19 protein-coding genes are annotated in these 20999 nt (G+C 69.4%); 10 read left to right on the plus strand and 9 right to left on the minus strand.

Going from position 1 to position 20999, the window contains the following annotated elements; genetic code table 11:
* Window positions 1–13 precede the first annotated feature (13 nt).
* The 4 genes from ASF41_RS03230 to ASF41_RS03245 are packed head-to-tail and all read right to left on the minus strand — an operon-like array spanning window position 14 to window position 9435.
* The gene (locus ASF41_RS03230; RefSeq protein WP_156394130.1) at window positions 14–1510 is read right to left on the minus strand and encodes an efflux transporter outer membrane subunit; all 1497 of its coding nucleotides are present in this window, start codon (window positions 1508–1510) and stop codon (window positions 14–16) included.
* Complete coding sequence (locus ASF41_RS03235; RefSeq protein ID WP_056490764.1) at window positions 1507–4812, minus strand: efflux RND transporter permease subunit; 3306 nt, start codon at window positions 4810–4812, stop codon at window positions 1507–1509. The genes ASF41_RS03230 and ASF41_RS03235 overlap by 4 nt, the downstream gene beginning before the upstream one ends.
* The gene (locus ASF41_RS03240; RefSeq protein ID WP_056490767.1) at window positions 4809–7934 is read right to left on the minus strand and encodes an MdtB/MuxB family multidrug efflux RND transporter permease subunit; all 3126 of its coding nucleotides are present in this window, start codon (window positions 7932–7934) and stop codon (window positions 4809–4811) included. Before ASF41_RS03240 ends, ASF41_RS03235 begins: the two co-directional genes overlap by 4 nt.
* Window positions 7935–7938: 4 nt before the next feature.
* Entirely contained in the window at window positions 7939–9435 is a 1497-nt protein-coding gene (locus ASF41_RS03245; RefSeq protein ID WP_056490770.1) for an MdtA/MuxA family multidrug efflux RND transporter periplasmic adaptor subunit, read from the minus strand.
* A 753-nt stretch (window positions 9436–10188) separates the two neighbouring features.
* Here ASF41_RS03245 and ASF41_RS03250 point away from each other — a divergent pair.
* The 3 genes from ASF41_RS03250 to ASF41_RS03260 all read left to right on the plus strand — a co-directional run bounded on the left by ASF41_RS03250 (window position 10189) and on the right by ASF41_RS03260 (window position 13054).
* Window positions 10189–11343 (plus strand): aminotransferase, encoded by a 1155-nt coding sequence (locus ASF41_RS03250; protein ID WP_056275414.1) that lies wholly within the window; start codon window positions 10189–10191, stop codon window positions 11341–11343.
* A gap of 111 nt (window positions 11344–11454) precedes the next feature.
* Complete coding sequence (locus tag ASF41_RS03255; RefSeq protein ID WP_056214886.1) at window positions 11455–11895, plus strand: DUF4112 domain-containing protein; 441 nt, start codon at window positions 11455–11457, stop codon at window positions 11893–11895.
* A gap of 25 nt (window positions 11896–11920) precedes the next feature.
* On the plus strand, window positions 11921–13054 hold the full coding sequence (locus tag ASF41_RS03260) for an ABC transporter permease (RefSeq protein WP_056490773.1): 1134 nt from the start codon (window positions 11921–11923) through the stop codon (window positions 13052–13054).
* A gap of 52 nt (window positions 13055–13106) precedes the next feature.
* Here ASF41_RS03260 and ASF41_RS03265 read toward each other — a convergent pair whose 3' ends face one another.
* From ASF41_RS03265 to ASF41_RS25770, 3 genes are all read right to left on the minus strand, one after another.
* Complete coding sequence (locus tag ASF41_RS03265; RefSeq protein ID WP_056490776.1) at window positions 13107–13445, minus strand: hypothetical protein; 339 nt, start codon at window positions 13443–13445, stop codon at window positions 13107–13109.
* Window positions 13446–13539: 94 nt separating this feature from the next.
* Window positions 13540–14199 (minus strand): transglutaminase-like cysteine peptidase, encoded by a 660-nt coding sequence (locus ASF41_RS03270; protein ID WP_056214877.1) that lies wholly within the window; start codon window positions 14197–14199, stop codon window positions 13540–13542.
* An 82-nt stretch (window positions 14200–14281) separates the two neighbouring features.
* Complete coding sequence (locus ASF41_RS25770) at window positions 14282–14488, minus strand: hypothetical protein (protein WP_210166975.1); 207 nt, start codon at window positions 14486–14488, stop codon at window positions 14282–14284.
* A gap of 130 nt (window positions 14489–14618) precedes the next feature.
* On the opposite strand from ASF41_RS25770, the gene ASF41_RS03275 reads away from it, so the two are divergent.
* Complete coding sequence (locus tag ASF41_RS03275; protein WP_056490779.1) at window positions 14619–15005, plus strand: hypothetical protein; 387 nt, start codon at window positions 14619–14621, stop codon at window positions 15003–15005.
* Window positions 15006–15050: 45 nt separating this feature from the next.
* On the opposite strand, the gene ASF41_RS03280 is transcribed toward ASF41_RS03275, so the two are convergent.
* Window positions 15051–15449 carry a DUF3775 domain-containing protein gene (locus tag ASF41_RS03280; RefSeq protein WP_056214871.1) on the minus strand — a complete coding sequence of 133 codons (399 nt, stop codon included), beginning with the start codon at window positions 15447–15449 and terminating at the stop codon, window positions 15051–15053.
* 102 nt (window positions 15450–15551) lie between these two features.
* Between ASF41_RS03280 and ASF41_RS03285 the strand changes: the two genes are divergently transcribed.
* From ASF41_RS03285 to ASF41_RS03295, 3 genes are read left to right on the plus strand one after another with little or no spacing between them, the layout of a single operon-like run.
* On the plus strand, window positions 15552–16334 hold the full coding sequence (locus ASF41_RS03285) for a DUF429 domain-containing protein (RefSeq protein ID WP_056490782.1): 783 nt from the start codon (window positions 15552–15554) through the stop codon (window positions 16332–16334).
* A 21-nt stretch (window positions 16335–16355) separates the two neighbouring features.
* Window positions 16356–16871, plus strand: a complete 516-nt coding sequence (locus tag ASF41_RS03290) for an NUDIX hydrolase (protein WP_244479534.1) — start codon at window positions 16356–16358, stop codon at window positions 16869–16871.
* A 60-nt stretch (window positions 16872–16931) separates the two neighbouring features.
* Window positions 16932–17603: a carbonic anhydrase gene (locus tag ASF41_RS03295; RefSeq protein ID WP_056214861.1), complete on the plus strand. Its 672-nt coding sequence runs from the start codon at window positions 16932–16934 to the stop codon at window positions 17601–17603.
* Window positions 17604–17706: 103 nt separating this feature from the next.
* Here the strand turns inward: ASF41_RS03295 and ASF41_RS03300 are convergent, their stop codons facing one another.
* Entirely contained in the window at window positions 17707–18414 is a 708-nt protein-coding gene (locus ASF41_RS03300) for a DUF4142 domain-containing protein (protein WP_056214857.1), read from the minus strand.
* Window positions 18415–18742: 328 nt separating this feature from the next.
* Between ASF41_RS03300 and ASF41_RS03305 the strand changes: the two genes are divergently transcribed.
* From ASF41_RS03305 to ASF41_RS03315, 3 genes are all read left to right on the plus strand, one after another.
* Entirely contained in the window at window positions 18743–19600 is an 858-nt protein-coding gene (locus ASF41_RS03305) for a universal stress protein (RefSeq protein WP_056490785.1), read from the plus strand.
* Window positions 19601–19694: 94 nt separating this feature from the next.
* Window positions 19695–20294: a hypothetical protein gene (locus tag ASF41_RS03310; RefSeq protein ID WP_056490788.1), complete on the plus strand. Its 600-nt coding sequence runs from the start codon at window positions 19695–19697 to the stop codon at window positions 20292–20294.
* A 96-nt stretch (window positions 20295–20390) separates the two neighbouring features.
* Window positions 20391–20990: a hypothetical protein gene (locus tag ASF41_RS03315; RefSeq protein ID WP_056490791.1), complete on the plus strand. Its 600-nt coding sequence runs from the start codon at window positions 20391–20393 to the stop codon at window positions 20988–20990.
* The last annotated feature ends 9 nt before the right edge of the window (window positions 20991–20999 follow it).

The following is a 20999-nucleotide window of genomic DNA, read 5'->3' on the forward strand; positions in this document are numbered from 1 at the left end:
GCGGGGCCGGTCCCTATTCGTCGGTGCGGACGGCCTGGCCCGAATCCACCGGCAGGCGGGCTTCCTTGAGGTCCTCCCCGCTCGGCAGGCTACGCACGTCCCAGCCGCCGCCCAGCGCGCGGATCAGCGAGACCGCGGTGGTGAAACGGTTGAGGCGGATCTGCAGGGCGGCGACCTCGTTGTTCAGGGCGAGCGCCTGGGCCGTGACCACGGTGGTGAAGTTCTGCGTTCCGGCCCGGTACTCGTTCAGGGTGATCTCCACGGCGCGGCGGGCCGAGGCCACGGCCTCGTCCTGGGCCACCTGCTGCCGGGCAAGGATGCGCACGCCGGCAAGGCCGTTCTCGACCTCCGAGAAGGCGGTGAGCACGGTCTGGCGGTAATTGGCCACGCTGGCGTCATAGGCCGCGCGGGTGATGCGCAGGGCCGCCGCGCGGGCGCCCCCGTCGTAGAACACCTCCGTGCCGGCGGCCGCCACCGACCAGACCTGGTTGACGGCGGAGAGCAGGCCGTTGGCCGGGTTGCCCGAGATGCCGCCGGAGGCCGAGAGCGTCACGGTGGGGTAGAAAGCCGCCACGGCGACGCCGATCTGCTCGCTCTGGGCCTGGACGTTGCGCTCGGCCTGCGCGACGTCGGGGCGCCGCTCGAGAAGCGTCGAGGGAATGCCGACCGGCACGGCGGGCGGGCGCGCGGCGAGCGGCGCCACCGGCAGGCTCAGCTCCGACGGCGGCCGACCCACGAGGAGCGCGATGGCGTGCTCGAAGGTGGCGCGCTGCAGGCCGATGGCGATGGCCTGGGCCTGCGTGGTCTGGAGCTGCGTCTGGGCCGTGATCACGTCCGAGCGTGCGGCGACGCCGGCATTGTACTGGTTCTCGGTGATCGCGAGGCTCTTCTTGTAGCCTTCGATGTTCTCGTTGAGCACGCGCTGGAGCGAATCCTGGTAGCGCAGCGTCAGGTAATTGGTCGCGACCTCGGACTGGAGCGTCAGGCGCACCAGGGCGAGTTCGGCGGCGCTGGCCTGGGCCGTGGCGACCTCGCTCTCGATGTTGCGGCGGATGCGGCCGAACAGGTCGAGTTCCCAGCTGGCCTGACCCTGGAGCGAGACGTTGGTACGCTCGATCCCGAGGGAGCGGGACCGCGAGACACTGGGGGCGCCGGTGACCGTGGGGAACAGGGCGGCGCGGGCCTGGGCGACGAAGGCGCGCGCCTGCTCGTAGGCGGCCACCTGGACCCGCAGGCTCTGGTTGTCGACATCCACGAGGCGGATCAGGCGGTCGAGGGTGGGATCGCGGAACACCCGCCACCAGTCGCCGCGCTCGGCCCCGTCATTGGGCGCGGCCGGACGCCAGCCCTTGCGGCTCGCCACGTAGGCGGCGCTGTCCTCGCGGGTGCCCCCCTGCTTGAACGCCAGGGGCGTCTCCACCGAAGGACGCGCGTAGTCCGGCCCGACCATGCAGCCGGACACGAGCCCGGGCAGGCCCAAGAGGGCGAAGAGTCCGGGGCGCAGCCTCATTCGGCCGGGCTCAGGGCCGCGCCGGCCGCCGGCGCGCGGCGGCGCAGCCGGTCGAGATACAGGTACACGACGGGGGTGGTGTAGAGGGTCAGGATCTGGCTCACGATCAGGCCGCCGACGATGGCGATGCCGAGGGGCCGCCGCAGTTCGGAGCCCTCCCCGCCGGCGAGGATGAGGGGCAAGGCGCCGAGCATCGCGGCGAGCGTTGTCATCATGATCGGGCGGAAGCGCAAGAGGCAGGCCTCGAAGATCGCCTCCTTCGGGGAGGCTCCGCGCGTGCGCTCGGCATCCAGGGCGAAGTCGATCATCATGATGGCGTTCTTCTTGACGATGCCGATGAGCAGGAAGACCGCGATCAGTGCGATGACGGTGAATTCGGTGCCGGACACGAGAAGCGCCAGCAGCGCGCCGATGCCGGCCGAGGGCAGCGTCGAGAGGATCGTGACGGGGTGGATGAAGCTCTCGTAGAGGATGCCGAGGATCGTGTAGACCGCCAGCAGCGCGGCCAGGATCAGCAAGGGCTGACGTGAGGACGATTCCTGGAAACTCTTGGCCGAACCCGCGAATTCGCCGTGGATGGTGGCGGGCAGGCGCAGGTCGGTGATGGCTTGTTCGATGGCGGCTGTGGCATCGGACAGGCTCTTGCCGGGCACGAGATTGAACGAGATCGTGGTGGCGACGAACAGGCCCTGGTGACTGACCTGCACGGGCGCGTTGCCGGTCTCCAGGCGGGCGAAGGCCGAGAGCGGAATCATCGTCTCCTTGGCGCTCGACACCGGCGCGCTCGACGAGGCGCCGCCCTTGCCGCCCGCGATGGCGTTGGCGGCGGCGTTGCGGGCCGAATCGGTGGCGATGGAGGCGGCACTGGCGTCGGCGGCCGCCGTCGCGCCGACGGCGCCGGTCGCCGCGACTCCGGTCGGGGCGCCCGCCACCGTGCCGGCCACCGCGTTGGTGGTGGCCGAGCCCCGCGCCTTGCCGCCCGAGGTCGAGACGTAGAGCATCTTCAGGGTGTCGGGGCTCTGGAGGTAGCGCGGCGCGATCTCCATCACGACGTGATACTGATTCAGAGGGTTGTAGATTGTCGAGACCTGGCGCTGGCCGAAGGCGTCGTAGAGCGTGTTGTCGATCTTGTCCGGGGTCAGGCCGTAGCGGAAGGCGCTGGCCCGGTCGATCACGAGTCGGCTCTCGAGGCCGCCCTCCTGCTGGTCGGAGGTGACGTCGGCGAAGATCGGGTTCTTCTGCAGCGCCTGCACCAGCTTCGGCGCGGCGGCGTAGAGCTCCTCCGCCGTGTCGCCCTGGAGGGTGTACTGATACTGGGCGAAGCTCTGGCGGCCGCCCATGCGCAGGTCCTGGCGCGGGAACAGGTAGAGGCGGGCGCCGGCGACCTGCGACAGCTTCGGGCGCAGGCGTGCCATCACGGCGGTGATCGACTCACGCTCGCCCCGGGGCTTGAGGCCCACGAAGACGTTGGCCGAATTGGTGCCGCGCCCGCCCGTGAAGCCCACGACGCTGTCGACGGCGGGATCGGCCTGCACGATGGCGGTGGCCTGTTCCAGCTTCTGCTTCATCGACTGGAACGAGATGCGCTGGTCGGCCTGGATGCCGCCCATCATCTGTCCCGTATCCTGCTCGGGAAAGAAGCCCTTCGGCACGATGACGTAGAGGTAGACGTTCAGGCCCACGGTTGCGAGCAGCGAGAGGGCGACCAGCCGACGATGGCGCAGGGCGATGCGCAGGGTGCGCTCGTAGCCCCTCAGCATCCCGTCGAACCCGGCCTCCAGGACGCGCACGAACCCGTTCGGCCGCACGGTCTCGTGGGGGGCCTCGCGCCGCAGGAGCAGTGCGCACATCATCGGCGTGGTGGTGAGCGAGAGCACCAGCGAGATCAGGATCGCCAGCGAGAGCGTGACGGCGAATTCCTGGAACAGGCGCCCGACGATGCCGCCCATCAGGAGGATCGGCAGGAACACCGCCACGAGCGACAGGCTCATGGAGATGACGGTGAAGCCGACCTCGCGCGAGCCGAGGAGCGCCGCCTCGACCCGGGGCCTGCCCTTCTCGATGTGGCGCTGGATGTTCTCCAGGACCACGATGGCGTCGTCCACGACGAAGCCCGTGGCGATGATGAGCGCCATCAGCGACAGGATGTTGAGGCTGTAATCGAGCAGGTACATCGCCGAGTAGGTCCCGACGATGGAGATCGGCACCGCGACGGCCGGGATCAGCGTGGCCCGTCCCGAGCGCAGGAACAGGAACACCACGAAGACGACGAGCACGACGGCGATGAGCAGCGTCTCCTCGGTTTCGGCCAGGGAGGCCCGGATGGTGGCGCTGCGGTCTCCCGTGACCATGAGGTCGATGTCGCCCGGGAGCGCCGCCGTCACCTGCGGAATCGCCGCCTTCAGCCCCCGGATCGTGTCGACGACGTTGGAGCCGGGCTGCTTGTAGATGAACAGGATCACGCCCGGCTTGCCGTTCACCAGGCCGAGGTTGCGCCGGTCCTCCACCGAATCCTCGATCGCGCCCACATCGGTCAGGCGTACGGCGGCGCCGTTGCGATAGGCCACCACGAGGTCGCGGTAATCGGCCGCCACCCGGCCCTGGTCGTTGGCGTAGAGCTGGTAGTGGCGCGTCTCCGTCTCGATGGCGCCCTTCGGCGAGTTGGCGTTGGCCGACGCGAGCGCCGCACGGATGCCCTCGAGGCCGATGCCGTAGTTGAAGAGCGCCGTGGGATCGAGTTCGACCCGCACGGCCGGCAGCGACGAGCCGCCGATGTCGACGTTCCCGACCCCGGGGAGCTGGGACATCTTCTGCTGCACCACCGTGGCGGCGGAATCGTAGAGTTGGCCCGGCGTCAGGGTGTTCGAGGTGAGGCCCAGGATGAGGATCGGCGCGTCGGCCGGGTTGAACTTCCGGTAGGTGGGATTCGACCGGAGGGCCGTCGGCAGATCGGCCCGCGCGGCGTTGATCGCGGCCTGGACGTCGCGGGCCGCGCCGTCGATGTCGCGGTTGAGCCCGAACATCAGCACGAGGCGGACCGAGCCGAGCGAACTCGTCGAGGTCATCTCGGTGACGTCCGCGATGGCGCCGAGGCGGCGTTCCAGGGGCGCCGCCACCGTGGTGGCCATGGTCTCCGGCGAGGCGCCGGCCATCTGCGCCTGGACCAGGATGACGGGGAAATCCACCTGCGGCAGCGGCGCCACCGGCAGCTTCAGGAAGGCGAAGATGCCCGCGAGCAGCACGCCGATGGTCAGAAGCGTGGTGGCGACGGGCCGCCGGATGAACGGCTCGGAGACGTTCACGGCAGCGCCTCGACGCTGTCGGCGCCGCCGGCGCGGCGGCCGGAGAGGCGGCGCTCCAGGCGATCGAAGGCGAGGTAGATCACCGGGGTGGTGAACAGGGTCAGCACCTGGCTGACGATGAGGCCGCCCGCGATGACGATACCGAGCGGCTGGCGCAGTTCGGAGCCGACGCCGGTGCCGACGATGAGCGGCACCGCCGCGAACAGGGCCGCCAGCGTGGTCATCAGGATCGGCCGGAAGCGCAGGATGCAGGCCTCGTAGATCGCGTCGCGCGGGCTCATGCCCTCCTCGCGCTCCGCCTGGAGCGCGAAGTCGATCATCATGATCGCGTTCTTCTTCACGATGCCGATGAGCAGCACGATGCCGATGATCGCGATGATGTCGAGGGAGAGCCCGAACAGCATCAGGCCAATCAGCGCCCCGATGCCGGCCGAGGGCAGCGTCGACAGGATGGTGATCGGGTGGATGAAGCTTTCGTAGAGCACGCCGAGGACGATGTAGACGGTGACGATGGCGGCCAGCACCAGGAAGAGCTGGTTCGAGAGCGCCGACTGGAAGGCGAAGACCGAGCCCTGCGGCACCACGCGGAAGCTCGGCGGCAGGTCGATCGACCGGCGTGCCGCCTCCACCGCCCCCACCGCATCGCCGAGCGCCACGCCGGGCGCGAGATTGAACGACACGGTGGTGGCGGGGAACTGACCGAGATGGCTGATCAGCAGCGGCGCCCGCCGCTCGCTCACCTGGGCCACGGCCGAGAGCGGAACCTGGCCGGAGGCGACCGTGGAGGACGGCAGGTAGATGTGGTCCAGGCTCTCGATGGTCTTGTGCAGGTCCGGGTCGGCCTCGAGGATGACCCGGTACTGGTTCGACTGGGTGAAGATCGTCGAGATGATGCGCTGACCGAAGGCGTCGTAGAGGGCGTTGTCGACGGTGGCCGGCGTGATGCCGTAGCGCCCGGCGGTCGGGCGATCGATGGTGATGTAGGCGGCCAGGCCGCTTGCCTGAAGGTCGCTCGCCACGTCCATCAGCAGCGGGGAGGCCTGCAGCGCCCGCACGAAGCGCGGCACCCAGGTCTCGAACTCGGTCAGGTTCGGGTTCTCCAGGATGACCTGGTACTGGGTCGCGCCCACCGCCGTATCGATGGTGAGGTCCTGCACCGACTGCAGGTAGAGGCGGATGCCCGCGACATCGGTGGTGGCCGCTTTGAGCCGTTCGATGATCTCGGGCGCGCGGGCGATGCGCTGATCCTGCGGCTTCAGGTTGATGAGGAAGCGGCCGGAATTCAGGGTGACGTTCTGGCCGTCGACCCCGATGAAGGAGGACAGGCTCTGCACGTCCGGGTCCTTGAGCACGACGGCGGCGAGCTTCTGCTGGCGCTCGGCCATGGCGGCGTAGGAGACGGTCTGGTCGGCCTGGGTGACGCCCTGGATGACGCCGGTATCCTGCACCGGGAAGAACCCCTTCGGGATCACCACGAACAGGTAGGCGGTGAGCGCGATCGTGCCGAGGGTCACGATCAGGGTCAGCGTCTGGTGGCGAAGCACCACCCGCAGCATGCGGCCGTAGCCGGCGATGATGCCGTCCATGCCCCGGCGCGCGGTGCGGGCGACGATCCCCTCGCGCCGGTCCGGGGCACCGGGCACGTGCGCCTTCAGCAGGCGGGCGCACAGCATCGGCACGAGGGTGAGCGAGACCACCGCCGAGATGATGATGGTGGCCGCCAGCGTGATCGCGAATTCGTGGAACAGGCGCCCCACCACGTCCCCCATGAACAGCAGCGGGATCAGCACGGCGATCAGCGAGACGGTGAGCGAGATGATGGTGAATCCGATCTCGCGGCTGCCCTTCAGCGCGGCCTCGAGGGGGGAATCGCCCTCCTCCACGTGGCGGGCGATGTTCTCGATCACCACGATGGCATCGTCGACCACGAAGCCGGTGGCGATGGTGAGCGCCATCAGCGACAGGTTGTCGAGGGAGAAGCCGTAGAGGTCCATGACCGCCAGGGCGCCGATCAGGGAGAGCGGCACCGACAGGCTCGGGATCAGGGTCGCGGAGACGCTGCGCAGGAACAGGAAGATCACCAGCACCACGAGGCCGATGGCCAGCGCCAGCTCCACCTGCACGTCGTGCACCGAGGCGCGGATGGTCGTGGTGCGGTCGGTGAGCACGGTGACGCCGATGGCGGCGGGCAGGGTCGCCTGGAGCTGGGGCAGCAGCGCTTTGATCTTGTCGACGGTGCTGATGACGTTGGCGCCGGGCTGGCGCTGGATGTTCAGGATGACGGCGGGCGTCTCGTCCATCCAGGCGCCGAGCTTGGTGTTCTCGGGACCGTTGACCACGTCGGCCACGTCCGAGAGCCGGACCGGCGCGCCGTTCTTGTAGGCGATGATCGCGTCGTCATAGGCCTTCGGGTCGCGGATCTGATCGTTGGCGTTGATGGAATAGGACTGCGTCGGCCCGTCGATGGTGCCCTTCGGCGTGTTGACGTTGAGGTTGGTGACCGTGGTGCGCAGGTCGTCGATGTTGAGGCCGTAGGCGGCCAGGGCGCGGGCGTTGAAGCGGATGCGCACGGCGGGGCGCTGTCCGCCGCCGGTGCTGACGAGGCCGACGCCGGCCACCTGGGAGATCTTCTGGGCCAGTCGCGTCTCGGCCAGATCGCGCACTTCGGTGAGCGGCAGGGTCTTCGACGTCAGAGCGAGGGTCAGGATCGGCGCATCGGCCGGGTTCACCTTGGCGTAGATCGGCGGCGCCGGCAGGTCCGAGGGCAAGAGGTTGCCCGCCGCGTTGATCGCGGCCTGGACCTGCTGCTCGGCGATGTCGAGGGCGAGATCCAGGCTGAACTGCAGGGTGATGACGGAGGCGCCGGCCGAGCTCTGCGACGTCATCTGGTTGAGGTTGGCGAGTTGTCCGAACTGCCGCTCCAGCGGCGCCGTCACCGCCGAGGTCATCACCTCGGGGCTGGCGCCCGGATAGAAGGTCTGAATCTGGATCGTCGGGTAGTCGACCGACGGCAGGGCCGAGACCGGCAGGTTCAGGTACGACACCATCCCGACGAGCAGGATCGCCAGCATGAACAGCGTGGTGGCGACGGGCCGCAGGATGAAGAGGCGGGACGGATTCATCGGCTCATTGCGCCTCGGCCGGCCGCTGCCGGCGGCGCTCGCGCTTCTGGCTCTCGGGCGCGACGGCATCCGCCTTGGCGGCGTCGGGCTTGGCCCCCTCCGTCACCGGCGCGGCGGCCGGCGTGCTCTGAGCCTCCGCCGGCGCGCCCCGACCACCGGCCGGCTTGCCCTGCGCATCGGCCGCATGATCGCGGTGCGGGGCGCTCCGGGCCTTGCCGGCCTCCTCGGTGATGCGCACCGGTGCGCCGTCGCGCAGGCGGTCGGTCCCGTCCACGACCACGCGGTCGCCGATGTTCAGTCCCTCGGTTACCACCGTACGGGGGCCATCCGCCTCGCCGAGCTTGATCGGGCGGACGACGACCTTGTCGTCGCCCTGCAGCAGGTAGACGTAGGTGCCCGGCGTCCCGCGCAGGATCGCCGCCGTGGGGACGATCGGGGCGTCGCGCACGGTATCGACGACGAGCTTGGCGTTGACGAACTGGTTCGGAAAGAGGGCGTCGTCCTGGTTCTCGAAGATCGCGCGCAGCTTCACCGTTCCGGTGGTGGTGTCGATCTGGTTGTCCACCGTGTCGAGGACGCCGGTGGCGATCACGTTGGTGTCGCCCCGGTCGTAGGCCGTGACGATGAGCTTGGCGCCCGACCGCACGCGGCGCATCACCCGCGCGACGTCGTCCTCCGGCAGGGTGAAGACCACCGAGATCGGATGCAGTTGGGTCACAACCACGATGCTGGTCGAGGCTGCCGTGATGTAGTTGCCCTGGTCGATCTGCCGCAGGCCGACGCGGCCTTCCACCGGCGAGACGATGCGGGTGTAGGTGATGTTGAGCTTCTGCTGGTCGACCAGGGCCTGGTCGGCCGCCACCGTGCCCTCGTTCTGCTTCACGAGGGCCCCTTGCGTGTCGACGTTCTGCTTCGAAATCGAATCCTGCTGGGAGAGCCGCTGAAAACGGGCGAGATCGAGCTTCGAGTTCTGCAGCAGGGCCTGATCGCGCATCAACTGGCCCTGATACTGGGCGAGCTGGGCCTCGTAGGGGCGCGAATCGATCTGGGCGAGGAAATCGCCTTTCTTCACGGTTTGGCCCTCGCGAAAGCCGATCTCCGTGAGGTAGCCGCTGATCTGCGAGCGCACCGTGACGGTGGCGAGGGGCGTGACCGTGCCGAGGCCGGCCAGCACGATCGGGATGTCGCCCGCCGCGACCGTGGCGATGCCTACCGCCTGAGCCGGCTCGCCATGGCCGCCGCGCCCACCAGCTCCCTTGCCGCGCCCGGACGTGGCGGCGACCTGGGTCTCCATTTTCGGCGCGAGGTAGAAGCGGTATCCGGCGTATCCGCCCCCCGCCAGGATCAGGAGAAGGACGAACCAGAGCCCCGCCCGGCTGCGACGGGCCGGTGGTGCGGTGCGCGACTCGCGCGGCAGCACATCGCCCGGGCGCGCGTCGTCCCGGAGTGTCCCGGGGTATTCGCGCGCTGTCTCGGTGCGGATGGGAGAGGTTTCGTTCATGGCCTGACGATCATGGCGTGTTGCGGACGGCGTTGCGAGCGGAAGAACCGGCAGGCTCTCACGAGACCAACGGCCGCCGGCGCAACGCAATCCCGGTCCCCATGCCCGGTCGGCGCATGTCCGATCGACGCTTGGCCAGCCGGTGCTCGGCCAGTCGATGCTTGGCCGGATCGGCAGGGGCTGCCGATGGGGAGGACATAAGGTCCATGGGCGCCCCGGGACAGGATCGAGCGACGTCGCACCCTGCGCCCCGCATCGGCGGGTCTCGCCCGACCCTGGATCTGCTCCAAGCGAAACTCGACCCCGGCCGGTCCCAGGTCTCGAAGGCGGTCGCGGCACGGCATGGGAGACGCTCTAGGGAACCAATGCGACTCCAGTGCGGCCTTCGCGTTTCCACCGTATTGCTGTCGCGCCGGCACCCGGAAATCCCTGCCGAGACGCGCCCGGTTACGCGGCCAGCCCTCCGACAGACGAGAAAAGGCCGCCGCTGGGGGAAGCGACGACCTCTTCTTGGGAAGGACCGGAGCGGCGACGACACGTGTACGGAACGAGGGGGCGAAGTCCCGCGCTGGCAATCACCGCTCCAGCCGTAAGTAGAGAGTTACGTGATGGCTGATGAAAGTCAACAATCGTCAGGCCACCCGCCCGGAGGTGGTTCGGGCCGCGTGCGAGGACGCACATTTCACCGGGGCGAAGGGGCGTGCTACGCCACGGCTCGCCGCGCCGTTCCCCTTCCCCGAACCCCCGCTCTCCATGAATCCCGTCCTCGCCGATCTGCCGACGACCATCTTCACGGTGATGTCGGGCCTCGCCCGCGACCTCGGCGCGATCAATCTGGGTCAGGGCTTCCCGGACGATCCGGGACCGGAGGATGTCCGGCGCAGGGCCGCCGAGGCCGTGCTGCACGGCGACAATCAATACCCGCCGATGATGGGCTTGCCCAACCTGCGCCGGGCGATCGCGGCGCATTACGCGCACCACCAGGGGCTGGATCTCGAGCCGATGGCGGAGGTGATGGTGACGTCGGGGGCCACCGAGGCCATCGCCGCCGCCCTGTTCGCCCTGATCGCGCCGGGTGACGAGGTCGTGCTGTTCGCCCCCCTCTACGACGCCTACCTGCCGCTGGTGCGCCGGGCCGGCGGCGTCGCGCGCATCGTGCCGCTCCAGCCCCCGCAGTTCCGCCTCGACGCGGACGCCCTGGCGGACGCCTTCTCGGATCGGACGAAGCTCGTCGTCCTGAACAATCCGCTCAATCCCAGCGCCACGGTCTTCGGACGGGAGGATCTGGCGCTCCTCGCCTCCTTCTGCACCCGGCACGACGTGGTGGCGGTCTGCGACGAGGTCTGGGAGCATATCGTCTTCGACGGCGCACGACATTGCCCGCTGATGGCGCTCCCGGGCATGCGCGACCGGACCGTGAAGATCGGCTCGGCCGGCAAGATCTTCGGCCTGACCGGCTGGAAGGTCGGCTTCGTGATGGCGGCGCCGGCCCTGCTGCGGGTGGTGGCCAACGCCCACCAGTTCCTCACCTTCACGACGCCGCCCGCCCTGCAGGAGGCGGTGGCCTACGGGCTCGCCAAGGACGACGCCTACTTCACCGGCATGCGCGCGCGCTTCGCCGCCTCCCGCGACCGCCTGTCGGCGGGCCTCGCCGAGCGCGGCTTCCGGGTGCTGCCTTCCCACGGCACCTACTTCCTCACCGTCGACCTCGCGCCCCTCGGCTGCGACGACGACGTCGCGTTCTGCGACGACCTGGTGCGCCGGCACGGCGTCGCCGCGATTCCGATCAGCGCCTTCTATCCGGATGCGTCCGTGCGCCACCTCGTGCGGCTGTGTTTCGCCAAGGCCGACGACGTCCTCGACCGGGCCCTCGACCGGCTCTCCACCGTCGCGCGGCAGGCGGCCTGATGGGCGGGTTCGCAGGGGCGGCGCTTGCGGGCGCACGGGACCGGGGCCACATCCCGACGCATGACCACGCCGCGCCCTTCCCCCAGGCTGGACTTGCCCCGGAGCCCGACCATGGACTTCACCCAGACCGCCGGTGCCACGACCCGCTTCCGACCCAAGGCGGACGACCGCGAGGCGACGCTGCTGCGCCTGGAGGCGTTCGCACACCTCATGGATTCGGCCTTCGTGATCCCCGGCATCAACCGGCGGGTGGGCCTCGACGCCCTGGTGGGTCTCGTCCCGGTGGTGGGCGACGTCGCCGGCATGCTGCTGGCCTCCTACATCGTGGTGGAGGCGCGCCGGCTCGGGGCGCCGCGCTGGCTCATCGCCCGGATGGCCTTGAACATCGCGGCCGACGGGGCGCTCGGTGCCGTGCCCCTGGCGGGCGACCTGTTCGATGCGGCGTTCAAGGCCAACCGCCGCAACGTGCGCCTGCTGCGGCGTCACCTCGAGCGGCATGGCGGCTTGCGCCCGAACGAGATCGAAGGCACGGCGACGCACATCGACGGCTGAGATCCGACCCACGGGGGGGCGCCCGATGAACGAGGTCGCGCGTCCCGACAGCGCCCGGGCAGTCGCCCTGCCCCCGCCGGGTCGGGGCCTCTCGCCCTTGAACCGACGGCGGCTCGCCAATTTCCGGCGCAATCGCCTGGGCTACTGGTCGTTCCTGATCTTCACGGCCCTGTTCGTTACGAGCCTGTTCGCCGAGTTCATCGCCAACGACCGGCCGCTGGTGGTCTCGTACAAGGGCGAGATGCTGTTCCCGGTGATCATCGACTACCCGGACGAGAAGTTCGGCGGCTTCTATGCCCGGCCCAACTACCGCTCGGCGGAGACGCGCAAGGAGATCGCCGACAACGGCTGGGCGATCTGGCCGCCGATCCCCTATTCCTACGATACGATCATCAACGGCCTGCCAACCCCCTCCCCCTCGCCCCCGACCTGGATGCTGACGGAGGCCCAGTGCCAGAACGTCGGCAAGTCCTGCTCCGAACTCGAGACGCACTGGCTCGGGACCGACAACACCACCCGCGACGTGCTGGCGCGCATCATCTACGGCTTCCGCATCTCGGTGCTGTTCGGGCTGATCCTCGCCCTGATCTCCTCGGTGATCGGGGTGATCGCCGGGGCGGTGCAGGGCTATTTCGGTGGCTGGGTCGACCTCGCCCTGCAGCGCTTCATCGAGGTCTGGAGCGGCATCCCGACCCTCTACCTGATCATCATCATCTCGGCCTTCATCGAGCCGGGCTTCTTCGTGCTGCTGGGCATCCTGCTGCTGTTCTCGTGGGTGTCCCTCGTCGGAGTCGTGCGCGCGGAGTTCCTGCGGGCCCGCAACTTCGAGTACGTGCGCGCCGCCCGGGCGCTGGGCCTCTCGAACATCCGCATCATGAGCCGCCACCTCCTGCCCAACGCGATGGTGGCGACGCTGACCTTCCTGCCCTTCATCCTCAACGGATCGATCGGGACGCTGACCTCCCTCGACTTCCTCGGCTTCGGCCTGCCCCCCGGCTCGGCCTCGCTGGGCGAATTGCTGGCCCAGGGCAAGGACAACATCCAGGCCCCCTGGCTCGGACTGAGCGGCTTCTTCGTGGTGGCGGTGATGCTGAGCCTGCTGGTCTTCGCCGGCGAGGCTGTGCGCGATGCCTTCGACCCGCGAAAATCCTTCGCCTGACAGCCGTTTGCCGCCGCGGCGGGGAGCTTTGGGGGAGCCTTGAGAGAGCTCTTCAGAGCGGGCGCTGGCGACCGCCGTCGAGCAGCCAGCCCCTGGCACGGAGGAGCAGGGCCGGCCGGACCCGGGCGACGTCGTCGCCATCGACGAGGGGGGAGGCCGCGAGGGCGGTGAGGTAGGCCTGTTCGCTGGGCCGGCAGGTGCGCAGGGCCGCGTCGGCGGCGATGACCCGGCTGGAGAGGACGACCTCGAGGGCGAAGTTGCGGTTGAGGCAGGCGCGCCAGGAGGCGTGGCGCTCGGCCACGCTCGGAGCCTCCTGCGCCGCTGCGGACGCGACGAGCAGCATCAGCAAAGCGGGCGCAGCGGCGGTGCGGAGGTGATGGCGGAACGTCATGGCGGGGTATCCCGGAGCGGGACCACCCTCGCGCCCCCACGCTTAACTGCCCCTTAAAGGATCGGATTGTCCACGATCCCACACGGGGACAACGTCAGCGGTTGGCGGTGGTGACGGGCGAGGCGGCCCGGCCCAGGGACACCCAGGCGACGGCATCCTGGCTCTCGCGCTTGATGAAGGTGTAGCCGGTCTGACGCCAGGGCAGGATCGTGCTGGTCTTGTTGTCGAGGATGAGGTCGCCGCGATCCGTGATCAGGGTCAGAACGGCGTGCCCCTCGCCCTTCTCGTCGATCACGACCGTCATCCGCATCGCCCGGCGCGGCAGCCCGGCCTCGGCCAGGAGCTTGCGCTTGAGGAGCTGGAAATCTTCGCAATCGCCCGAGCCGTCCTCGGCGAGGTCCCAGCGGTCCGCGACGCGCAGGTGGTCCATGTCGGTGACGGCGACGAGGGACTTGTTTACCCGGCGGTTGACCGAGACGATGGTGTTCCAGATCGTCGGCGTCAGGGTGATCTGAGCCGGCTCGGCGCCGTTCACCGCACACTCCGTCGCGTAGGCGGCGCAGAAATCGACCCAGGCGGCGATCGGGCGGGTCTGGGCGCCGGCGCTGATGGCGCTCGGGACGGTGGGCAGGGCTGCCAAGGTCTGCGCCTCCGCCCCCGACAGGGCGGCGAGGCCCGCGAACAGCGTCGCGGCGCCGAAGGCGGCGAAGCGGGTCGTCAGAGCCGAGAACCGCTGGGAAAACCCGTACCGCATGACCGCCCTTGGCCCCGTTAAGCTTCTGTTAACGAATGTCCCACGGCCGGCGTTGCACCACAATCGGCGGGTTAAGAAAAGGTTAACGGTGTGGATGGCGGCGCTTCGGTTCGCCGTCATGGCGTTCGGTCGACGCACCGATCCACCGCGACACGCCCGAGATCGGCGGCGGGAACGACGCCGTCCCCGTACGGCCGCGCAGCATTGCCGGACTGAATTTCATCGCGTGTCCGTGTTGCGGTCGAGGATTGTTTTGCCGGACGCCGAACAATCTCGGGTCGATCTGCATGCGACGGAGTCTCGGCTGGGCTCGCACGCCGCAAGTGTCCCGGGGTCGGGCGGAGGGACGCTTGTCACCGGAATAGGAGGCCCCATTTCCACCTGCGAGGGCGCAATCAGACCGAGACGACGAGACTTCGATGATTGAGGCAGATCGACCCTTTCCGACCGCCCGGCTGGCCACGGCGCGGCTGGTGCTCGCCGCAGCCCTGGCGGCCGTGATGATCCCCGCCGCTCGGGCGCAGGAGATGCCCTACGTGAACCCGGAGAGCGGGACGTTCCTGATCCATGGCAATTACTGCGGACCGGGCAATCGCAGCCCACGCCCGCCCATCGATGCCCTCGACCTAGCCTGCATGCATCATGACATCTGCTCGCCACCACGTGGGCAGATTGCCACCTGTGCCTGCAACGACCGCCTGCATGCGGAGGCCGAGGCGGTGTCGGCGGATTCGCGTCAGCCGCAGGGCCTGCGCGACACGGCCGGCTTCGTCGCCGACACCGCCCTCGCCCTGCCCTGCCGCTGACGCCATGCCCCGAGGCGCACCGCCCGACTCGGGTTCCTGTTGGCCTTAGGCCTGGGGCAGGTCCGGCGTGATGCCGAGGTTGGACAGGCCCTCTTCGAGAAGGTCGCCCGCATTGGGGATGCCGAGGATCTCGTGTGCGGCCCCTTCGCCGACCGCCTCGCGCTCGCGGGCGAAGCGTACCGCCTCGGACCATTCCTCGGGCTCCATGTCGCCGCGCCCGATATAGAGGAGCGCCAGGAGGTCGGCGCGCTCGTCGTCGTTGAGGGCGCCGATCATCGACCGCAATTCTTCCTCAGTGGCGTCGTCCGTGCCCGAGACGAGCACGTCGGTGGCCCCGTCATCGGTGGGGTTGGAGCCGGAATCGGGGTCGGTCGCCCCTTCCTTCACATCGACGGCGCGCACGCGCAGGATGATCTCGGTGACCTTGTCGACGGCGATGTCCATGAACGCATTCCCGCTTCGGCGGCCGCCGGCAGCGGCGGTCCTGAGCAGCGACAACGGGCCAAGCCCGATCCGGTTCGCGCCGACCGCGTCCGGCCGACACCGATGACGCGCTGGATCGGGGGTCTCGACGGGTGCCGTGGGGCCTGGGCCGGGGTCCTCCTCGATCTCGACGACCCCGCTCGCTTCCGCGCCGTACGCGTCGCTCGGCCGGTCGACCTCCTCGACGGTCCCGAGGCGCCGATCCGCGTGGGGATCGACTGTCCCATCGGTCTGGAGGCACACGTGACCGGCGGTGGACGAAGTGCCGATCGGGCAGCACGCGCCGTCCTGGGTGCCGGGCGGGCCAGCGTGTTTCCGGTGCCGGCCCGCGCAGCGGTCTATGCGGCGACCTACGAGGACGCGAAGGCGCTGTCGCGGGCGCACAGCACGCCGCCCTTCGCGCCCTCGATCCAGTGCTGGAACATCCTGCCTGCCATCCGGGCGGTCGATGGGCTGCTGCGCGCCCGCCCGGATCTCATGGCGCGCCTTCACGAGGTCCATCCCGAGATCGTGTTCCGCTGCCTCAACGGCGGACGTCCCCTGGCGGCGGGCAAGAAGGGCCCGGCACGCCAGGCGGGCCTTTCCGAACGCCGCGCCCTGCTCGGACGCGCCGGCCTGCCCGAGGGCCTGATCACGGGACGGCCATCCGGGGTCGGTGCCGACGACCACTTCGATGCGCTGGCCGCCCTCGTGGTCGCCCGCGATCTCGCCGAGGGCCGTGCCCGCCCCCTGCCCGATCCGCCCGACCGGGACGGCGAGGGCCTTCCCGTCGCGATCTGGATGCCGGCCGATCCGCCGGGCCACCCCCTGGCCGCCAGCGAAATCCCTGCTAGATCGGGGAGCTGAAGCGGGGCGGCGGGAATGGACATGAGGCAGGATCTGACCGTTCGGGACATCGCCCGGGCGCTGGTGTTCGATCCCGATCACCGCCTGTTGCTCATCGCCTACGAGTCCGTGCGCCCGATCGATCCGAGCAAGCCGGAAGACCGCACCTTCTGGTTCATGCCCGGGGGCGGGCTGGAGGCCGGCGAGACGCATGTGGAGGCCTGCCGGCGCGAACTGTCCGAGGAAATCGGCGTGGCGGATGCCGAAATCGGGCCGCAGGTCGCGTCCTGCGACGGCCCCTTCCACCTGTTCCGGACCTCCCGCTACGCCCGCGAGCGCTACTTCGTTGTCCGCCTGCCCAACGCGACCGTGGACACGAGCCGCCTGGCCGAGACCGAGGACAACCCCGTCCTCGGCACCCGCTGGTGGACGCTGGCCGAACTCGCGTCCACCTCCGAGCGCATCGAGCCGAGGGGGCTGGTCGAGGTCGCCCGCGACATCGTTGCCGGGACGATACCGGCGGCGCCAGTCGTCCTAAACTGGCGGGAGCAACCGTAGCCATCCGGCGCGCCACGCGTTGGCGCGCCTTCCACGACACCCATGAGCGAGGATCAACCCATGTTTCCAGAGACGCTGAAGGCCGGCTACCGCTCCTTCATCGACGGACGCCTAACTGACGAGGCCAAGCGCTACGCCAAGCTCGCCGAGGGCCAGAGCCCCGAGGTCCTGATGATCAGCTGCTGCGACAGCCGCGTCTCGCCGGAGGTGATCTTCGATACCGGACCGGGTGAACTCTTCGTGATCCGCAACGTCGCCAACATCGTCCCCCCGCACGAGACCGGCGGCGATTATCACGGCACTTCGGCGGCGATCGAGTTCGCGGTGGAGGGCCTGGAGGTCAAGCACATCGTGGTGCTGGGGCACGCCACCTGCGGCGGCATCAAGGCCTACGCCAACCCCGCCAAGCCCCTCTCGAAAGGTGACTTCATCGGCAAGTGGGTCTCCCTGGTCGAGCCCGCCGCCAGCAAGGCCGGCGACACGGAGGCCCCGGACTACCTGACCCGCCTCGAATACGCGATGGTCGCGCAGAGCCTCGAGAACCTGATGACATTCCCGTTCGTGCGCAAACGTGTGGAAGGCGGGCAGCTGACCCTGCACGGGGCCCACTTCGGCATCGCACGCGGTGAATTGCTCCTGCGCGACCCCGAGACCGGCGCGTTCAAACCCGCTATCGACCAGGCGGGACGCAGCCTGAGCCCGGCTTCGATGATCGGCTGCGCCGAGGCTTAAGCCCGCCCTGGAACGAAAAAGGACGCCAGGCCCCGAGGCTTGGCGTCCTTCTCGATCGTCGCACCACGCCGGGCGATGAAGCCCGACGTGGTGCTGGCACGGTTCAGCGGGCGCCCGGAAGGCTCTGCGCCATCTGGTAATGGGCCTGCAGGACCGGCAGGGCCTGCTCCGCATGGGCGCGCAGGGCCGGGTTCGGGCCCGAAGCGGCGTAGGAGCGGAACATGCCAATGGTCATTTCGTGCGACTGGACCTGCATGCGGCCGTAGAGACGGTCGAAGCGCGGACCGGCGGGCGTCTGCGACAGCTCGGCGAGCATGGCCTGCTGCTGCGGGTTCGGCTGGATGATGGTGGTGCCGGCCGTGGTGTCCACGTCGCCGCGCAGGGCCTGGCTGCCCGTCGCCGCGCCGCGGGCCGCGCCCGAACCGATCCCCTCGACGCCCCCGATGGGACCGCCGCTCAGAGTGCCGCCCACTGCGCCGGCGGCAGCGCCCGTGGCCGCACCGACCGCACCACCCGCGACCGCGAGCGGGGCGGTGATCAGGCCACCGAGACCCTCGTTGCCACGCACCGCGGCGTAGTTGTTCTCGCCACCGGCCAGCGCGACGTTGGCGGCGCGGTGGTCACGGATCGCATCGCGGGCGAAGCGCAGCACCTGCGGGTTGCGGCTCTTGTTGATCGCAATCTGGCTCGACTGAATCTCGAAGGCGTTGGCCTGCATGGCGTCCATACGGAAATCGCCCATGCTCTGCGCGAAGGCGGGAGCGGACAGGGCGGTCATCAGGGCGGTGAGAGCGAGAGTTTTCTTGATCATGTGTTCCTCAAATCCGGCGAGACAGTGCAGCTCGAACGCGCCAAGGCTATTTCTTCCCGACGCGAAGCCCGCCTGTCACGATTGGGGGGCCAACGAGGAAGTTCCGAAGGGGTTCCCAACTTGGACAAAGTCTTTTCTGAGCTTTTTCCAAAAGCGACTGACCTTTGAAATGGCCAAGCTTATCGATCGATTAGTCGGTGTGCCGTGCCTCTTGGTTTGGCGACGCAGAGGCCTCGGGAAAACTTCAGGCGGCCTCGGCCATCCTGTTTTCCGGGACCGCGTTTCGCACTAGCTTGGGCCCATCGTGTCGCTGCGAGGAAGGCTCCCAATGAAGACCCTGCTCGTTCCCGTCGCGTCCCACGACGCCCTGCCCTCGGTCTTCGAGACCGCGATCCTCACCGCCCGCCGGTTCGGCAGCCTCATCGAGGGCGTCTCCCTGCGGCCGGCCCTGGCCGAGTACGTTCCCGTCGACATGGTCGGCGGCATGACCTGGCTCCGTGACGAGGAGGCCGACAAGGTCGAGGCCGAGCGCGCCGGGCGGCAGTTCATCGACTTCATGACCCGGGCCGGCCTGCCGCTCGCGGCCGAGGGCCCGTGCAACCCGGAGGCCCTGGCCGCCGGTCCGCGCTACCGCTGGCGGGCCGACGTGCCGGCCGGCGACGGCTTCCTGGGCCAGCACGCGCGCCTGTTCACCGCCACGGTGGTGGGCCGGCCCGGCACGGAGGACGGCGCCCCGCGTATGACCACCTTCGAGACCGCCCTGTTCGAGAGCGGCCGTCCGATCCTGTTGGCGCCGCCGATCGCCCCGGCCACCCTGGGCGAGGCGATCCTGATCGCCTGGAACGGCTCCACCGAGACCGCCCGCGCCGTGGCCTTCGCAATGCCGTTCCTGCGGCAAGCCAAACGGATCCGCGTTATCAGCGTCGAGGGTGGGACGGTGCCGGGCCCGACCGCCGAGGAACTGGCCCGCGCCCTGGCCTGCGAGGGCATCGGCGCCGACTTCCGGGCCCATTCGGCCGGCCGGCGGACCCCGGGAGAGGTCTACCTCGCCGAGGCCGAAACCTTCGGGTGCGACCTCCTGATCAAGGGCGCCTACACCCAGAGCCGCCTGCGCCAGATGATCTTCGGCGGCCCGACGAGCCACCTCCTCGCCCATGCGGCGATCCCAATGCTGATGGCCCACTGATCGATCCGCATCGCGCGCAATTGACTTGCGCACGTAGAAGATCGGGAGCACCGTTCCGGCGGCCGGTTCGAACCGGTTGCCAGGAATCCTCTGCATGAAGTCGCTGACCCTTGTCCTCGCCCTGTCCGGCCTCGCTCTCGGCCTGCCGGCCATGGCCGACTCCCCCGTCGTCCGCATCCGAGGCACGATCGAGGCGGTGGACGGCACCAGCGTCACCATCAAGCCGCGCCTCGGCGCCCCGGTGCAGGTGAAGCTGGGCGACTCCGTCCGGGTCGCCACCGCCAACAGCGCCAAGATCAGCGACATCCAGACCGACAGCTACATCGGGACCGCGGCCACGCCGCAGCCGGACGGAACCCTGAAGGCTCTCGAGGTCGCGGTGTTCGCGCCGAGCATGCGCGGGACCGGCGACGGCCACTATCCGTGGGATCTCGAGAAGGAAAACACCATGACCAACGGCGCGGTGGGGGCCCTCTCGGGGACCACCGACCGAACGATCCGGGTGACCTACAAGGGCGGCGAGAAGACCATCACGGTGCCGGAGGGCGTGCCGGTCGTGGCCCTCGCCCCCGGGGATGCCAGCAAGATCAAGCCGGGCGCCCGCGTGGTCGCCTTCACCAAAGCGGATGCCGGCGGCGTCGCGGTGGCCGACCGGATGATCGTGGGCGAGAACGGCACCGTCCCGCCGATGTGAGCGGAGGCGCAGCCAGCCCCATCGCCTGAAGACGCCCGGAACACCGGGTGGGGCGGGCGCCCCGCGCCCGCCCTCCAACACCTTAGGGAGAACGCCATGATGAAGACGCTGCTCACCGGCCTCACCGTCGGCCTCGCGCTCGCCGCCGCACCGGCGCGTGCCGCCGACGTGGTGCGCTACCGCGGCACCATCGAGTCGGTCGATGGTTCGACCGTCACGATCAAGCCCCGCATGGACGAGACCAAGACCGTGGTCTTCGGGGACGACACCAAGATCCTGGCCGCCAGCACGGGCCAGCTCTCCGACATCAAGTCCGAGAGCTACATCGGCACCGCCGCGATCCCCCAGCCCGACGGCACCCAGAAGGCCCTGCAGGTGACGGTGTTCGCCTCTTCCCTGCGCGGCACCGCCGACGGCCACTATCCGTGGGATCTCGGCTCCAACTCCACCATGACCAACGGTGCCATCGGCAGCCTGTCCGGCACCGAGGGCCGGACTCTGCTGGTCAAGTATCAGGGCGGCGAGAAGAAGGTCGTGGTGCCGCAGGACGTGCCCGTGACCCTGGTCGATCCGGGCGAGAAGAGCATCGTGGTTCCGGGCGCCAAGGTGGTGGCCTTCACCAAGGCGGGCGCGGACGGCAAGCTCAACGCCGCCGTCCTGATCGTCGGCCGCAACGGCACCGTCCCGTCGATGTGATCCCCTCCC

It is taken from the genome of Methylobacterium sp. Leaf111, assembly GCF_001423285.1.
Lineage (GTDB): Bacteria > Pseudomonadota > Alphaproteobacteria > Rhizobiales > Beijerinckiaceae > Methylobacterium.

Coding starts and splice junctions, on each gene's coding strand:
- ASF41_RS03305 (WP_056490785.1), top strand. CDS start 18,743: ATGAAGACCCTGCTCGTTCCCGTCGCGTCCCACGACGCCCTGCCCTCG.
- ASF41_RS03315 (WP_056490791.1), top strand. CDS start 20,391: ATGATGAAGACGCTGCTCACCGGCCTCACCGTCGGCCTCGCGCTCGCC.
- ASF41_RS03275 (WP_056490779.1), top strand. CDS start 14,619: ATGATTGAGGCAGATCGACCCTTTCCGACCGCCCGGCTGGCCACGGCG.
- ASF41_RS03295 (WP_056214861.1), top strand. CDS start 16,932: ATGTTTCCAGAGACGCTGAAGGCCGGCTACCGCTCCTTCATCGACGGA.
- ASF41_RS03240 (WP_056490767.1), bottom strand. CDS start 7,934: ATGAATCCGTCCCGCCTCTTCATCCTGCGGCCCGTCGCCACCACGCTG.
- ASF41_RS03260 (WP_056490773.1), top strand. CDS start 11,921: ATGAACGAGGTCGCGCGTCCCGACAGCGCCCGGGCAGTCGCCCTGCCC.
- ASF41_RS03300 (WP_056214857.1), bottom strand. CDS start 18,414: ATGATCAAGAAAACTCTCGCTCTCACCGCCCTGATGACCGCCCTGTCC.
- ASF41_RS03265 (WP_056490776.1), bottom strand. CDS start 13,445: ATGACGTTCCGCCATCACCTCCGCACCGCCGCTGCGCCCGCTTTGCTG.
- ASF41_RS03230 (WP_156394130.1), bottom strand. CDS start 1,510: ATGAGGCTGCGCCCCGGACTCTTCGCCCTCTTGGGCCTGCCCGGGCTC.
- ASF41_RS03310 (WP_056490788.1), top strand. CDS start 19,695: ATGAAGTCGCTGACCCTTGTCCTCGCCCTGTCCGGCCTCGCTCTCGGC.
- ASF41_RS03255 (WP_056214886.1), top strand. CDS start 11,455: ATGGACTTCACCCAGACCGCCGGTGCCACGACCCGCTTCCGACCCAAG.
- ASF41_RS03245 (WP_056490770.1), bottom strand. CDS start 9,435: ATGAACGAAACCTCTCCCATCCGCACCGAGACAGCGCGCGAATACCCC.
- ASF41_RS03290 (WP_244479534.1), top strand. CDS start 16,356: ATGAGGCAGGATCTGACCGTTCGGGACATCGCCCGGGCGCTGGTGTTC.
- ASF41_RS03280 (WP_056214871.1), bottom strand. CDS start 15,449: ATGGACATCGCCGTCGACAAGGTCACCGAGATCATCCTGCGCGTGCGC.
- ASF41_RS25770 (WP_210166975.1), bottom strand. CDS start 14,488: ATGCAGATCGACCCGAGATTGTTCGGCGTCCGGCAAAACAATCCTCGA.
- ASF41_RS03270 (WP_056214877.1), bottom strand. CDS start 14,199: ATGCGGTACGGGTTTTCCCAGCGGTTCTCGGCTCTGACGACCCGCTTC.
- ASF41_RS03285 (WP_056490782.1), top strand. CDS start 15,552: ATGACGCGCTGGATCGGGGGTCTCGACGGGTGCCGTGGGGCCTGGGCC.
- ASF41_RS03250 (WP_056275414.1), top strand. CDS start 10,189: ATGAATCCCGTCCTCGCCGATCTGCCGACGACCATCTTCACGGTGATG.